The organism is Aquabacter cavernae, from assembly GCF_003993795.1.
GTDB classification, from domain to species: domain Bacteria; phylum Pseudomonadota; class Alphaproteobacteria; order Rhizobiales; family Xanthobacteraceae; genus Aquabacter; species Aquabacter cavernae.
In genome coordinates this window covers 43,581-55,979 of the sequence record NZ_RWKV01000015.1, presented here as the reverse complement: position 1 = coordinate 55,979, position 12,399 = coordinate 43,581, and the positions used below count along the sequence as shown (strand labels likewise).

General features: G+C 68.4%; 14 protein-coding genes and 1 tRNA gene. 5 read left to right on the top strand and 10 right to left on the bottom strand.

The window, feature by feature from the left end:
• Window positions 1–237: 237 nt before the first annotated feature.
• The 3 genes from rpsU to aroA form a co-directional block, all read right to left on the bottom strand.
• Complete coding sequence (rpsU, locus tag EJJ38_RS13700) at window positions 238–465, bottom strand: 30S ribosomal protein S21 (protein ID WP_127090698.1); 228 nt, start codon at window positions 463–465, stop codon at window positions 238–240.
• A 160-nt stretch (window positions 466–625) separates the two neighbouring features.
• On the bottom strand, window positions 626–1,258 hold the full coding sequence (gene cmk / locus EJJ38_RS13695) for a (d)CMP kinase (RefSeq protein WP_127090697.1): 633 nt from the start codon (window positions 1,256–1,258) through the stop codon (window positions 626–628).
• An 8-nt stretch (window positions 1,259–1,266) separates the two neighbouring features.
• Window positions 1,267–2,628 carry a 3-phosphoshikimate 1-carboxyvinyltransferase gene (gene aroA, locus EJJ38_RS13690; protein ID WP_127090696.1) on the bottom strand — a complete coding sequence of 454 codons (1,362 nt, stop codon included), beginning with the start codon at window positions 2,626–2,628 and terminating at the stop codon, window positions 1,267–1,269.
• A gap of 153 nt (window positions 2,629–2,781) precedes the next feature.
• On the opposite strand from aroA, the gene EJJ38_RS13685 reads away from it, so the two are divergent.
• The 3 genes from EJJ38_RS13685 to EJJ38_RS13675 all read left to right on the top strand — a co-directional run bounded on the left by EJJ38_RS13685 (window position 2,782) and on the right by EJJ38_RS13675 (window position 4,528).
• Window positions 2,782–3,180 (top strand): TIGR02300 family protein, encoded by a 399-nt coding sequence (locus EJJ38_RS13685; RefSeq protein ID WP_127090695.1) that lies wholly within the window; start codon window positions 2,782–2,784, stop codon window positions 3,178–3,180.
• Between the two features lie 116 nt (window positions 3,181–3,296).
• A tRNA-Ala gene (locus EJJ38_RS13680) sits at window positions 3,297–3,372 on the top strand.
• A 421-nt stretch (window positions 3,373–3,793) separates the two neighbouring features.
• Complete coding sequence (locus EJJ38_RS13675) at window positions 3,794–4,528, top strand: outer membrane protein (protein WP_127090694.1); 735 nt, start codon at window positions 3,794–3,796, stop codon at window positions 4,526–4,528.
• A 96-nt stretch (window positions 4,529–4,624) separates the two neighbouring features.
• Here EJJ38_RS13675 and EJJ38_RS13670 read toward each other — a convergent pair whose 3' ends face one another.
• On the bottom strand, window positions 4,625–4,885 hold the full coding sequence (locus EJJ38_RS13670) for a con-10 family general stress protein (protein ID WP_127091067.1): 261 nt from the start codon (window positions 4,883–4,885) through the stop codon (window positions 4,625–4,627).
• A gap of 162 nt (window positions 4,886–5,047) precedes the next feature.
• Between EJJ38_RS13670 and EJJ38_RS13665 the strand changes: the two genes are divergently transcribed.
• Together EJJ38_RS13665 and EJJ38_RS13660 are read left to right on the top strand one after the other, a co-directional pair.
• Window positions 5,048–6,712, top strand: coding sequence for a cache domain-containing protein (locus EJJ38_RS13665; protein ID WP_164738509.1), 1,665 nt, complete (start codon window positions 5,048–5,050; stop codon window positions 6,710–6,712).
• Between the two features lie 38 nt (window positions 6,713–6,750).
• The gene (locus EJJ38_RS13660; protein WP_164738508.1) at window positions 6,751–7,329 is read left to right on the top strand and encodes a hypothetical protein; all 579 of its coding nucleotides are present in this window, start codon (window positions 6,751–6,753) and stop codon (window positions 7,327–7,329) included.
• 60 nt (window positions 7,330–7,389) lie between these two features.
• Here EJJ38_RS13660 and EJJ38_RS13655 read toward each other — a convergent pair whose 3' ends face one another.
• The 6 genes from EJJ38_RS13655 to EJJ38_RS13630 all read right to left on the bottom strand — a co-directional run bounded on the left by EJJ38_RS13655 (window position 7,390) and on the right by EJJ38_RS13630 (window position 12,319).
• Window positions 7,390–8,013 (bottom strand): hypothetical protein, encoded by a 624-nt coding sequence (locus EJJ38_RS13655; protein ID WP_245454244.1) that lies wholly within the window; start codon window positions 8,011–8,013, stop codon window positions 7,390–7,392.
• Between the two features lie 107 nt (window positions 8,014–8,120).
• On the bottom strand, window positions 8,121–8,354 hold the full coding sequence (locus tag EJJ38_RS13650; RefSeq protein WP_127090691.1) for a hypothetical protein: 234 nt from the start codon (window positions 8,352–8,354) through the stop codon (window positions 8,121–8,123).
• 85 nt (window positions 8,355–8,439) lie between these two features.
• A complete protein-coding gene (locus EJJ38_RS13645; RefSeq protein WP_127090690.1) occupies window positions 8,440–8,919 on the bottom strand; it encodes a MarR family winged helix-turn-helix transcriptional regulator in 480 nt (159 codons plus the stop codon).
• 15 nt (window positions 8,920–8,934) lie between these two features.
• Window positions 8,935–9,639, bottom strand: a complete 705-nt coding sequence (locus tag EJJ38_RS13640) for an ABC transporter ATP-binding protein (RefSeq protein WP_127090689.1) — start codon at window positions 9,637–9,639, stop codon at window positions 8,935–8,937.
• Window positions 9,636–10,418 (bottom strand): ABC transporter ATP-binding protein, encoded by a 783-nt coding sequence (locus EJJ38_RS13635; RefSeq protein ID WP_127090688.1) that lies wholly within the window; start codon window positions 10,416–10,418, stop codon window positions 9,636–9,638. Before EJJ38_RS13635 ends, EJJ38_RS13640 begins: the two co-directional genes overlap by 4 nt.
• Window positions 10,415–12,319: an ABC transporter permease gene (locus EJJ38_RS13630; RefSeq protein ID WP_127090687.1), complete on the bottom strand. Its 1,905-nt coding sequence runs from the start codon at window positions 12,317–12,319 to the stop codon at window positions 10,415–10,417. Before EJJ38_RS13630 ends, EJJ38_RS13635 begins: the two co-directional genes overlap by 4 nt.
• Window positions 12,320–12,399 lie beyond the last annotated feature (80 nt).

Below are 12,399 nucleotides of genomic sequence, written 5' to 3'. Positions count from 1 at the left end.
GCGAGTCTCACACGGGGCGCGGCGCGGTGCGAGAGATCCGTCTACAGGAAACCGCTTACGATTTCATGTAATCGGTTGAAGGCAGGGGCGTGGCACAGCCATGGCGGAAGGGCGATTCCGGGCCCGGCACTGGCAGGCGCGACTCGCGGCGCACGCATGCGCCCATACGTCGAAACCCGCGCGACCGAGGTCACGCGGGCTGATCACTCAAGCGAAGTATTCGACGAAAATGGAGGCTCAGCGGCTGCGCGGCTTGGAGGGCAGCAGACCCTCGCGCTGGGCGCGCTTGCGAGCAAGCTTGCGCGCGCGACGGACGGCCTCGGCCTCCTCGCGTGCGCGCTTCTCGGACGGCTTCTCGTAGTGGCCACGCAGCTTCATCTCGCGGAAGATCCCCTCACGCTGCATCTTCTTCTTGAGCGCCTTGAGAGCCTGATCAACATTGTTGTCGCGGACGAGAACTTGCACGTGTTGCCTCTTCGAGCTGTTGCGCCGATCGCACTTCGCACTTGAATAGAAACGCTCACGATCAGGCGGTGTGCATACGCACCATAAGCCACCTTCCGTGAAAGGAGCGCCCTCTTACCAGACCCGGTGGGGCGTGTCCACATATCCGTGGCGGGGTAGGTCAGCCTCCACCGGTTTTGACACGGACAACCCACATGGCCGCCGCGAACGCCTCCTCGATGTCGAGCTTGGAGGTGTCCAGCAGCACGGCGTCCTCCGCCTTCACCAGCGGCGCGGAGGCGCGGCCGGAATCGCGGGCATCCCGCTCGCGGATATCCGCGAGCACGGTTTCGAGCGTCTGGTCGGAGCCACGAGCGGCCAATTCCTTGAACCGGCGCTGCGCGCGCACTTCGGGGGCCGCCGTCACGAACAGCTTCACCGGTGCGTCCGGGCAGATGACCGTGCCGATGTCCCGCCCGTCCAGCACGGCGCCGCCATCGCGCGCCGCGAAGGCGCGCTGGAGATCGAACAGGGCCGCGCGCACCCCGGGCCGCGCCGCCACCACGGAGGCGGCAGCGCCCGCTTCGGCGCCGCGCAGGGCCTCCGGGTCGAGGGTGGCGAGGTCCAGCATGCGGGCGGCGGCGATGCTCGCCGCCTCGTCGTCCAGCAGGCCGTCCTCAAGGCAGCGGACCCCGACGGCGCGATAGAGCAGGCCGGTGTCCAGATGGGGTAGGGCCAGCGTCTGCGCGATGCGCCGCGCGAGCGTGCCCTTACCCGAGGCGGCGGGGCCGTCGATGGCGATCACGAGAGGCATGGCCGTCCTCAGTCGATCCGCGCGCCGAGGCCGCGCATCATGGGCATGAAGGTGGGGAAGGAGGTGGCGATGAAGGTGGTGTCATCGATGGACACGCCCTCCCGCGAGGCCAGCCCCAGGATCAGGAAGGCCATGGCGATGCGGTGGTCCATATGGGTGGCCACGGGGCCGCCGCCCTGCACCACGCCGCCGCCGGCCACGATCAGGTCGTCGCCCTCCACGGTGTGGGCGATGCCGCAGGCGGCAAGCCCGTCCGCCACCGCCGTGAGGCGGTCGCTCTCCTTCACGCGCAGCTCGGCCAGCCCGCGCATGACGGTAGGCCCTTCGGCGAACGCGGCCGCGACGGCGAGGATGGGATATTCATCGATCATGGCCGGGGCCCGCTCGGCGGGAACCTCCACGCCCTTGAGCGCGGAATGGCGCACGCGGATGTCGGCCACCGCCTCGCCACCCTCGGTGCGCTCGGCGAGAATCGCGATGTCGGCGCCCATCTCCCGCAGAGTGGTCACGAGGCCGATGCGCAGCGGGTTCATCATCATGTCGGTGATGACGATGTCGGAGCCCGGCACCAGGATGGCCGCCACCAGGGGGAAGGCCGCCGAGGAGGGATCGGACGGCACCACCACGGGCGCGCCGGTGAGGTTGGGGCGCCCCTTCAGCGTGATGGTCCGGCCATGGGGGCCGAACGGCTCCACGCGCACATCGGCGCCGAAATGGGTGAGCATGCGCTCGGTATGGTCGCGGGTCGCCTCGCGCTCGCGCACCACGGTCTCGCCCGCCGCGGCAAGGCCCGCCAGCAGCACGGCGGATTTCACCTGGGCGGAGGGAACCGGCGTCTCATAGGTGAAGGCCGAGAGGTCCGCGAGGCCCTGGAGGCGCAGCGGCAGGCGCCCGCCCTCGGCCGAGGACAACTGCGCGACGCCCATGGCGGCCAGCGGGTCCAGCACCCGGCGCATGGGGCGCTTGCGCAGGCTGGCATCGCCGTCGAACGTGGCGGCGATGGGATTGCCCGCCACCGCGCCCATCATGAGGCGCACGCCGGTGCCGGAATTGCCAAAATCCAGCGCCGCTTCCGGCTCGCGGAAGCCGCCGACGCCGACCCCTTCCACGCGCCATTCGCCCTCACCCAGCCGCTCCACGGTGGCGCCGAGCGCCGCGCAGGCCTTGGCGGTGTTCAGGACATCCTCGCCTTCCAGCAGGCCGCTGATGCGGGTTTCCCCGTGGGACAGCGCCCCCAGGATCAGCGCCCGGTGGGACACCGACTTGTCGCCGGGCACGCGGACCCGTCCGGAGAGGCCGGAGGAGGGCAGGGCCTTGGCAGGGTGAGGCGTGCCGGTGCCGTGGGCGCCGGGAAGGGAGGGGCTGGACATGAGCGGCCTTTATTGGGCGATCGTTCGTGGTTGGCGGTGCCTCTACCATGCCGGCAAGGGGCTCACCAAGGCTCAACCGCTGATTCTGCCTTGACAGCGCCATGGGCATTCGTCAATGAGCACCCCTCTTTGAACCCACCGAAGGGTCTTGCAGTGGCGAAGCCTGAACTCGGCACCAAGCGGGTCTGTCCGGTGACGGGCCGCAAATTCTACGACCTGAACAAGGATCCGGTCGTGTCGCCCTATACGGGCGAATCGTATCCCCGGTCCTTCTTCGAACCGGCCGTCCGTGGCGGCAGGGCGGAGACCCGGGCTGCCCCCGTCGCCGAAGAGGCGGAGGAGGAGGTTGCCGACGTCGAGGTCATCTCCCTGGAGGAGGCCGACGAGGAAGCCGCTGGCACCAAGCCGGCGGCCGGCGACGAGGATATCGATGTGGACGAGGATCTCGGCGACACCGCCGACGACGATACGTTCCTCGAAGAAGACGAAGACGATGGGGATGACGTCTCCGATTTGATCGGAGAGGGCCTCGAGGACGACGAAGAGGCTTGATCATCTCCGCGGCCTGTGCTTTAAGGCCGCCCTCGCCTGAAGGAACTTCCTTCGGGCAACCCGCCGCGGGACACTTCCCGAGGAGCTTCGCAAGAAGTTCCCACCCGCGGCCCGGTGGGGCCATAGCTCAGTTGGGAGAGCGCTTGAATGGCATTCAAGAGGTCGGCGGTTCGATTCCGCCTGGCTCCACCAAATTTCTAATTCCCAATCTCGTCCGATACTGATGCGGACAGAGCCCTCCGGGCTCCCGCCCCGGAAATAGCCCGGGCAAACCTTTCCCTGCATCTGCCGGCACCAGTGCCGCCACGTCAGGGAACGATTCGCATCCGGCATAGCGCTCCGATGCGCCCTCCTGATTCTTTTCAGCCGATACGCCGTGGTCCGCGAACCCGCGGGTACGATTCGTGCCGCGTATGGGGAAGCGACGACGGCTCCATCGCGCGCCCGGGCGAATCATCCTGGCTTGCCGGGAGGGGCGGTGGCGGCCGGGGACTGCGTATTTGTGACATTTTTGTCGATCCTGCGAGATATCGCGCGAATCACCCCTGAGGGCTGAGGCGATTTTCTGCGGTCCGCAGTTGTGGAGCCGATGGTGCATAAAGGAGACGCCCCCATGAACCGCTCCACGAAGAGAGTCCTTCTGTCCGGCGCCGCGCTGTGCGCGGTCGTCCTGCCCGCCGCGATCCTTCCCGCCTCTGCCGCCGACCTCGCGCGGACCTATCCCACCAAGGCGCCCCTCGTGGTGGCCGTTCCCGTGTTTTCCTGGACCGGCTTCTATATCGGCGGCAACGTCGGCTGGGCCTGGCTCAATAATGACCTCAACGTCTCGCCCGCCTTCGGCATTCCGGCCACCAGCCTCAGCGTGGGCGATGCCAACGGCTTCGCCGGCGGTCTGCAGGTGGGCTACAACTGGCAGTTCGTGAACAATGTGGTGCTGGGCATCGAGGCGGATGTGCAATGGGCCGATCTCGGCACGTCCAGCGTCTCCGTCGTGCCCTATGGACCGTTCGCCGCCGGCCTCACCGACGGTAGCCTGAACGCCTTCGGCACCATCCGTGCCCGCCTCGGCTACGCCATGGACCGCTTCCTGCCCTACATTACGGGCGGTGTGGCCTGGGGCACCACGGATTACGGCAACATCTATGGCGTGGACACCTCGTCCACCAATTGGGGCTGGACCATCGGCGCGGGCGTCGAATACGCCATCACCAACAATTGGACCGCCAAGATCGAGTACCAGTACATCGATCTGGAAGGCAGCAGCTACACCATTGCGCCGACGCTCGGGTCCATCAGCGCCGATACCCAGCTCTCCGTGGTGAAGCTGGGCATCAACTACAAGTTCTGACGAAAAGGCCGCCCGTCTCCGGTGGGAGGCGGGCGGCCACGGGCATCGGCGCCGGTCCGTGACCGGCGCCGCACTGTCCTTGGGGGTATTCGGGGCTTATTCCGCCGCTTCGGTCATCCGTTTGCGTCCGCCCTTGCGTCCGGCCCGGGAGGCGAGGGTGCGGTCCACCGAGAAGCTGCGCTTCTCATCGGCGACGCTCTTGCCCCCGCGTGCGCCTGCTTCGGCGGCCAGTTCCCGGCTCTGCGAGAAACTGCGTTTCTCCGGGGGAATGCTCTGGCCTCCCAATCGCGCGATGGCCTTGCGCTTTTCCGGGGACATGGCGGCGAAGCCGCGCGGCGCCGTCTTGTGCTGCGTCATGTCGTCAGCCTTTGCCTCGTTCGGTTCAAACCGGGGCAACGCACCCATCGGCCGCCGGTTCCGATGGGGTCGCGAAAACTGTTCGCCGCCATCCGGTGGGACACATCTGGCCGCGACGCCGGGAGTGGCTTATCGTCAAGCCCTCGTGGGGGTGGAAGCGGTATGAGCGTCGTCGCCAGCCGATGGCGGAATGCGTTCCGGGCGTGGGGGCTGCGGTCCCGCGCCGCGGTGGTCGGCTGTCTCGCGGCCCTTCCCCTGCTCGTCTTCGGCGTCGTCGCCTATCTGGACTATCTGGACGAGGTGCACGACGCCCGCCAGACCGCGCTCCGCTCCGCCTATTCGCTGGCGGAACACGCGGACGCGGTGTTCAGCGCCATCGAGGTGGCCCTGCTCCAGGTGGACCAGGCGCTGGACGCGCGCGCCGTGGGCGAGGCGCGGGGCGACGGGAATTTCCACCAATTGCTCCAGAACACCCTGCGCCGCCTGCCGCCGGTGGAATCGGTGTTCCTGGTGGATGAGGTCGGCACCATCGCGGCCTCCAGCCGCGCCTTCCCCATGCCGCCCTATGACGTGCAGCACCGCGAATATTTCCAGGCCGCCAAGGCCGGGCATGAGGGCTTGTTCCTCTCGGTGCCGTTTCGGGGCGAGTTCGCGCGCTCCGTCGCCTTCACGGCGAGCCGCCCTGTGGTGCGCGACGGGGTGTTCCGGGGGCTGGTGGCCGTCACGGTCTTCCCGGAATATTTCCACTCCCTTTATCGCAGCACCTTCCTGGCGGAGGAGGGCGGCTCAACCGCCGTGCTGCTGCGCCGGGACGGAACGGTGATCTTCCGCTCGCCCGACACGCGCGGGGCCGAGCCCATCTCCGCGTCCCCGGACCTGCTCAGCCAGACCGGCAGCCAGAATACCGGCCTGCTGGTGGGGCGCGGCGTCATCGATGCCCGCTCCGACATCACCGCCTTCCGCACCTTGCCCCAGGTGCCGCTGACCTTCGTCTATGCGGTGCGCGAATCGGACATGACCGCCGACTGGTATCGGCGCCTGGCCGGCTACGGCTTCGTCATGGCCTGCATGAGCGGCCTTCTGGCGGGCGGGGGGGCCTTGGTCCTGTTCGGGCCCGCCGCGCCGCTCCTGCCGCAGGCGGCCGGCGAGCGTGCGCCGGGGGCGGGCGAGGAGGCCGGCTCCGGGCTGTCGCATGGCATGAATGCGCTGCTGGATGCCGTGCGGTCCAGCCTCGGCCTTGCCCGCCGCACCCTGGCCGAGCCGCCGCCGGCCGGGGTGGATGCACGGGAGGTCATCGAGGGGGCGGCATTCGGTGTCTCCGCCGCCCAGCGCCTTCTGGCGGGGGGGTGGGGCGAGCGGCCGGACGGGCGCATCGTGAATGCCGCCGCCTCGTTGCGCGCGCTGCGCCAGCTCCTGATGGGATCGTCCTGGCCGCCCATGGAGCTGGACGTTGACCGGCCGCTGGAAGCGCTGGAGGCATTCGCGGATCCGGCGCCGTTCGATCTGGCGCTGTTCGATCTTGCCATGGGTCTGCTGGAGCAGGCGCCGGAAGGCGCGCGCCTCGCGGTGCGCGGGGAGCAACGGTCGGTTCAACCGCCCGGCCCAGGCCTTGTGGAGCCGGGCGACTATGTGGTGCTGGTTTTCCGCGTGCTCAGCGCCGCCGAGGACCTACCGCGCCGGGGGGCGGAAGCCTGCCTGCGCCGCGTGGAGCGGTTCGCCGCCGCCAGCAACGGCGTGCTGGTGCTGGAGGCCCATGAGGACGGTTCTGCGGGAGCCACGCTTTGGCTGCCCGCCGCTCTGGCCAAAAGCGATCCCGGCAGGGCATGATCCGCCCGCACTCTCACTTTTTGAAAAGAGACGGCGGAATGCGGATGCGCGGCGGTGTGGAATGGCGGGTGGGAGTGGCGATCCTCGGGGGAGTGATGAGCCTGGGCGCCCAGGCGGCCCTGGCGGCACCTCCGCCGCCCAAATGCGTGGCGAGCGCGCAATATCAGGTGGTCTATCGCGATCGCGCCGACGCCGTTGGCATGGACATCCTGGTGCAGAAGCTCGACGGCAAGCCGCGCAAATGCGCGTTCGACCGCAAGACCGGCGATTATCGCATCGGCGATCCCGACGATCCCAATTACGTGCTGAGCCTCGGCGGCAACGTGCTGGTCCTGGACCAGGGCACGGGGCCGGACCGCACCCTCGGCCTCTATGACGTGCAGGCGAAGAAATTCCTGCTGACGCAGGACTATGACGATGGCCAGCCGGTGGATGTTAAGCCCACCCTGGTGCGCTTCCAGGCGGTGACCGGCCCCGCCACCGCCGCCAATTGCCCGGACTTCAAGTCCATGAAGGAAAACGGGCTGGAGCCGTCTTTGACCCAGGCGGCCGAGGTGGCGCTTCCGGCCGGGAAGATGACCCTGTCCGGCAAGGTGGGCTGCATCGCTCGCCAGTGAGGACGGACCGCATGACCGGCGCGGGCCCTCTGCCCGCGCCCGCCTTTCACCCGGAACGCTTTAGCGCTCCGTGAAGAAGGTCATGAGCACCTTGCCGTCCTCACCGGCGAGGCACAGGAAGCGGTGCACCTTGTCCGAGCGGTCGCGCTGGATATAGGCCTCGCCCATGATCACGGCTTCCACCTTGGTGTCCTCCACGGCCAGATTGGCCTTGGCCACCGTCAGCCCGTCCATGTCGATGAAGATGTCCTCCACCGAGGGCGAGCGCTCCTTCAGGAGGGTGAGCGCGCGCGCCTTGCAGGCCTTCACCAGCTTCATCTCCTCCTCGCCGTCCGCTTCGGCCTGCTGCGACGCCTTGGCCTGAGGCTCCGCCTTCGCGCGCTCGGGCGGCGCCGCGGCGGGGGGAACGGGCACGCCTTGAGGTGCCGGTGGGGCCTTGGGAGCCGGGGCGGTTTGAGGCGCGGGGGCGGTCTGGGGGGCTGGCGTCGCCTGGGCCAGGCTTGGCCGTGCGGTGATGCCCGGGTCTGCGGCAGCGCCAGGAACGGCGGCAAGGCCGGGCGCTGCGAACGACAGGGCGAGCCCGGCGGCGAGGAGACTGAGGCCGATCCCCTTACCGGACGGGCGCGCGAACCGCGCGGCGTGGGCGTGCGGGGGACGGGTGTCGGGCATGGCGCGGTAGGTCATGGTCCTCTCACGGCTGTGGTCACGTCAGGAACGCGCGAGCGCGGCTTTTGTGCCGCCTTGCGCGTTGCTGAGCCGGAGAGGACCGATGCGCCCTGCGCCCTTGCCCCTCAGTCGCTCGCTTCGGAGGCGTCGGAGGGGGCGATGAGTTTGTCGATAGCGGCCATCAGTTCGTCGCCGATGCTCTCCACATCCGTGCTGGACAGGGTGGGATCGCAGGGCAGGACGAAGCGCTGTTCGCCCTCATCCGTGGAGAGGTCGATGATCAGGGCGCTGGGCAGGCCCTCGGGATGCACGAAATTGATGCGCAGGCCGGTGAGGATGGAAGCGAGAATCTCGGACATGGCGGACCTCCGTTTCGAGCCGCCATTTGACCGCGCGCGGTCCCGATGTCGAGATGATTTGGACGAGGCGCCCGCGCCGCCGGTCCTACCGGAGGCGCTCCAGCAGGGAGACGAACAGCGCCTGTTCGTCCGCATCCAGGGGGGCGAGCGTCTCCTGGGAAATGGCGAGCGCGGCGGGGCCGAGCCGCTCGGCAAGGGCGCTGCCCTGCGCCGTCAGGGCCGCCACGAGGCGCCGCCCGTCCTCGGGGTCGGGGCGCGTCTCCACGAGCCCGCGCTTCACCATGCGGTCCACCACGCCCTTGATGGTGGCGGCATCCATGGCGGTGTGCCGTCCCAGCAGGTTCTGCGAGCAGGGGCCTTTCTCATGGAGCTTCGCCAGGGCCGCCCATTGGGTGGGGGTCAGTTCCTCGCCGATGCCGGCGCTGAACAATGCGGTGTGCCGCTGGTTCACCTGGCGCAGCAGGAAGCCCACCTGGGTGTCGAGGACATAGCCCGGGCCGGTCTTGCGCGGGCGCTTCGCGGCGGTCTTCGGCTTCGTGCTCACCCGGTCTTCTCCCCCTGCCATGGCCTGCCGTCCGCCTTACACCGCCAGATAGGCGTCGCGCACCTCCGGATTGGCCTCAAGCTCGGCCATGGTACCGGAAAACCGCATGCGTCCCTTTTCGATAATATAGGCGCGGTCGGAAATCAGCTTGGCAAAATGCAGGTTCTGCTCGGAGATCACCACGCTGAGACCTTCCCGCTTCATGGTGAGGATGGCGTCGGCCATCTGCTCCACGATCTTGGGGGCGAGGCCCTCGGAGGGCTCGTCCAGCAGGACCAAAGACGGGTTGCCCATGAGGGTGCGGCCGATGGTGAGCATCTGCTGCTCGCCGCCGCTCATCTGCCCGCCGGGCCGGCGGCGCATCTCGCCCAGATTGGGGAACAGGTCGTAGATGCGCTCCGGCGTCCAGGTGGCGACGCCCTCGCGGGGGGGCTGGCGGCCCACGGTGAAATTCTCCTCCACCGTCAGCTCGGTGAAGATGCGCCGGTCCTCGGGCACATAGCCCAGGCCCCGGCGCACGATGTCATAGGTGGGCAGGCGGGAGATGTCGGTGCCGTCGAAGCGGATCTGGCCGCTGCGCTGGGAGACGAGGCCCACCACCGAGCGGAACGTGGTGCTCTTGCCCGCGCCGTTGCGCCCAAGCAGGGCGACCACTTCGCCCGCGCCGATCTCGAAGCCCACGTCGAACAGGATATGGGCCGGCCCGTAATGGCTGTTGAGGCTGCTGACTTCGAGCTTCATGCCGCATCCCCTTCGCGGTGCTTGGCGTCATAGAGCAGGCCGTCGCCCAGATAGATGGCGCGCACCTGCGGGTCGCGGCGCACCGCCTCGGGGCTGCCGGTGGCGATCAGCTCGCCCCGGTTCAGCACCATCACGCTGTCCGCATGCTCGAACACCACGTCCATGTCGTGCTCGGTGAAGAGCACGCCGATGCCCTTCTCCCGCGCGATACCGGCAGTGAGGCGCATGAGGTCCACGCGCTCCTTGGGCGCCATGCCCGCCGTGGGCTCGTCCATGAGCAGCAGCTTGGGGTCGTTGGCGAGCGCGATGGCGAGTTCCAGGCGCTTCAGGTCGCCATAGGCCAGTTCCCCGCAGGGCCGCGCCGCCTGGGCCTCCATGCCCACCAGAGCGAGCAGGGCCTCCGCCTCCTTCAGATAGGCCGCGCCCGCATAGCGGAAGGCCGCCCAGAGCTTGCCGTGATGGGAGAGCAGCGCCACCTGCACATTCTCGCGCACCGTCATGGAGGCGAAGGTGGCGGTGATCTGGAAGGTGCGGCCCACGCCCTTGCGCCAGACGACGCGCGGGGCCAGGCCGGTAATGTCCTGCCCGGCGAGCGTGATGGAGCCGGCATTGGGCCGGATCTGCCCGTTCAGCATGTTGAAGCAGGTGCTCTTGCCGGCGCCGTTGGGGCCGATCAGCGCGAGGATCTGCCCGGCCTCCAGGGAGAAGGACACGCCGCGCACCGCATGCACGCCGCCATAGGACTTGGCGAGGTTCCGGACGTCGAGCAGGGCAGTCATTCCGCGGCCTCCACCTTGGCGATGCCGTATCCGGCAGTTTTCGGCCCGGCGCCATTGGCGCGTGGCGGGCGCAGGCGGTAGCGCAGGTCTTCGAGGAAGCCGACAATGCCCTTCGGGAAGGCGACCACCAGCAGCACGATGATGGCGCCCAGCACCAGTTTGGAAAGGTCCGTCTGGCTCATGAGCCAGATGGCGAGCGCCTTGTAGACCACCGCGCCCACCACCGCGCCGGACACCGTCTCGATGCCGCCCAGCAGCACCATGACGAGGCCGTCCACCGAGGTGGGAATGCCAAGGAAATCGGGGAAGACCGAGCCTTTCAGGAAGGCGAAGGTGGCGCCGGAAATGCCGGCGAAAGTGCCGGCCACGATGAAGGCCACCCATTGCATGGAGCGTCGGTCGATGCCGATGGCCTCCGAGCGCAGCGCGCTGTCCCGCGATGCCCGCAGGCCGTAGCCGAAGGGCGAGAAGACCAGCACGCGCAGGATGCCCACGCCCACCACCGCGATGCCCAGCGCCAGCCAGAAGAAGCCGCGCGGCGAGGAGGCCCAGGTGGAGGGCCAGATGCCCAGCATGCCGTTGTCGCCGCCGGTCACATCCACCCATTGGAAGGCGATGGACCAGGCGATCTGCGCGAAGGCGAGCGTCAGCATGGCGAAATAGACGCCCGAGAGCCGCACGCAGAACCAGCCGAACACCACGGCGCCTGCGAGCCCCATGAGCGGCCCCACCAGCAGGGCGGCCTCCATGGGCGCCCCGGTGAACTTCACCAGGAAGGCCGCGCCATAGGCGCCGAGGCCGAAATAGGCGGCATGGCCGAAGGAGGCGAGCCCGCCCACGGTCATGAGGAAATGCAGGCTCGCGGCGAACAGCACGAAGACCAGGATTTCCGCGCCCACGGTGAGGGCGTAATTGCCCAGGAAGAAGGGCAGCACCGCGGCCCCGAACACGCCCACCGCCACCGCGATGCGCTCCGCCGGGGTGAAGGGGCGCCAGGGCCGGATGGAGAGGCCCGCCGCCGGGCGCGGTGCGCTTTCCGGCTTGCCGAACAGGCCCCAGGGCCGGATCACCAGAACCACCGCCATGACGAGGAAGACGAGGATCAGCGAGATCTTGGGGAAGATGAGGATGCCGAAGGCGTTCAGCTCCGACACGATGATGGCCGCCACGAATGCCCCGAGCACGCTGCCGAGGCCCCCGATCACCACCACCACGAACACCTCGACGATGATGGCGAGGTCCATGGAATGGCTCACCGTGGTGCGCGGGATCTGCAGTGCACCGCCCAGTGCCGCGAGGAACACGCCGAGCGCGAAGACGCTGGTGAACAGCCATTTCTGGTTCACGCCCAGCGCCGCCACCATGTCGCGGTCCTGCGTCGCCGCCCGCACCAGCACGCCCCAGCGCGTGTAGTGGAACAGCAGCCACAGGAGGCCCAGCACCACGGGGCCGAGGGCGATGAGCAGGAAGTCGTAGGAGGGCACCATGCGCCCGAACACGGTGACGGCGCCGGTGAAGCCGGGCGCGCGCGGACCCATGAGGTCTTCCGGCCCCCAGATCAGCACCACGATGTCCTGCACCATGAGCGTCACGCCGAAGGTGGCGAGCAGCTGGAAGAGTTCAGGGGCCTGATAGATGCGCCGCAGCAGCACCATTTCCATCAGCGCACCCAGCACCGCCACAACGAGGGAGGCGGCGATAATCGCGCCCCAGAAGCCGAAGGCGCCGGTCCAGCGGTCGGTGAGCGTGAAGGCCATATAGGCCCCCAGCATGTAGAAGGCGCCGTGCGCGAAATTCACGATCCGCGTCACGCCGAAAATGATGGAGAGACCCGACGCGACCAGGAACAACGACGCGGCGCTGGCAAGTCCGCTCAGGGTCTGGACCAGGATGAATTCCACAGCTCGACCTCTCGTTGGATGGTCCGGGAAGATTTTTTCTGGAAGGATTTTTTTGGGTCTTAGGTGTCTCCGGCGCGGTC

Excerpts from the sequence above, each read along its gene's own strand:
- EJJ38_RS13670 (WP_127091067.1), bottom strand. The coding sequence starts at position 4,885 with ATGACGCAGCACAAGACGGCGCCGCGCGGCTTCGCCGCCATGTCCCCG.
- EJJ38_RS13645 (WP_127090690.1), bottom strand. The coding sequence starts at position 8,919 with ATGGCAGGGGGAGAAGACCGGGTGAGCACGAAGCCGAAGACCGCCGCG.
- EJJ38_RS13650 (WP_127090691.1), bottom strand. The coding sequence starts at position 8,354 with ATGTCCGAGATTCTCGCTTCCATCCTCACCGGCCTGCGCATCAATTTC.
- EJJ38_RS13675 (WP_127090694.1), top strand. The coding sequence starts at position 3,794 with ATGAACCGCTCCACGAAGAGAGTCCTTCTGTCCGGCGCCGCGCTGTGC.
- cmk (WP_127090697.1), bottom strand. The coding sequence starts at position 1,258 with ATGCCTCTCGTGATCGCCATCGACGGCCCCGCCGCCTCGGGTAAGGGC.
- EJJ38_RS13660 (WP_164738508.1), top strand. The coding sequence starts at position 6,751 with ATGCGGATGCGCGGCGGTGTGGAATGGCGGGTGGGAGTGGCGATCCTC.
- EJJ38_RS13640 (WP_127090689.1), bottom strand. The coding sequence starts at position 9,639 with ATGAAGCTCGAAGTCAGCAGCCTCAACAGCCATTACGGGCCGGCCCAT.
- EJJ38_RS13635 (WP_127090688.1), bottom strand. The coding sequence starts at position 10,418 with ATGACTGCCCTGCTCGACGTCCGGAACCTCGCCAAGTCCTATGGCGGC.
- aroA (WP_127090696.1), bottom strand. The coding sequence starts at position 2,628 with ATGTCCAGCCCCTCCCTTCCCGGCGCCCACGGCACCGGCACGCCTCAC.
- EJJ38_RS13665 (WP_164738509.1), top strand. The coding sequence starts at position 5,048 with ATGAGCGTCGTCGCCAGCCGATGGCGGAATGCGTTCCGGGCGTGGGGG.
- EJJ38_RS13655 (WP_245454244.1), bottom strand. The coding sequence starts at position 8,013 with ATGACCTACCGCGCCATGCCCGACACCCGTCCCCCGCACGCCCACGCC.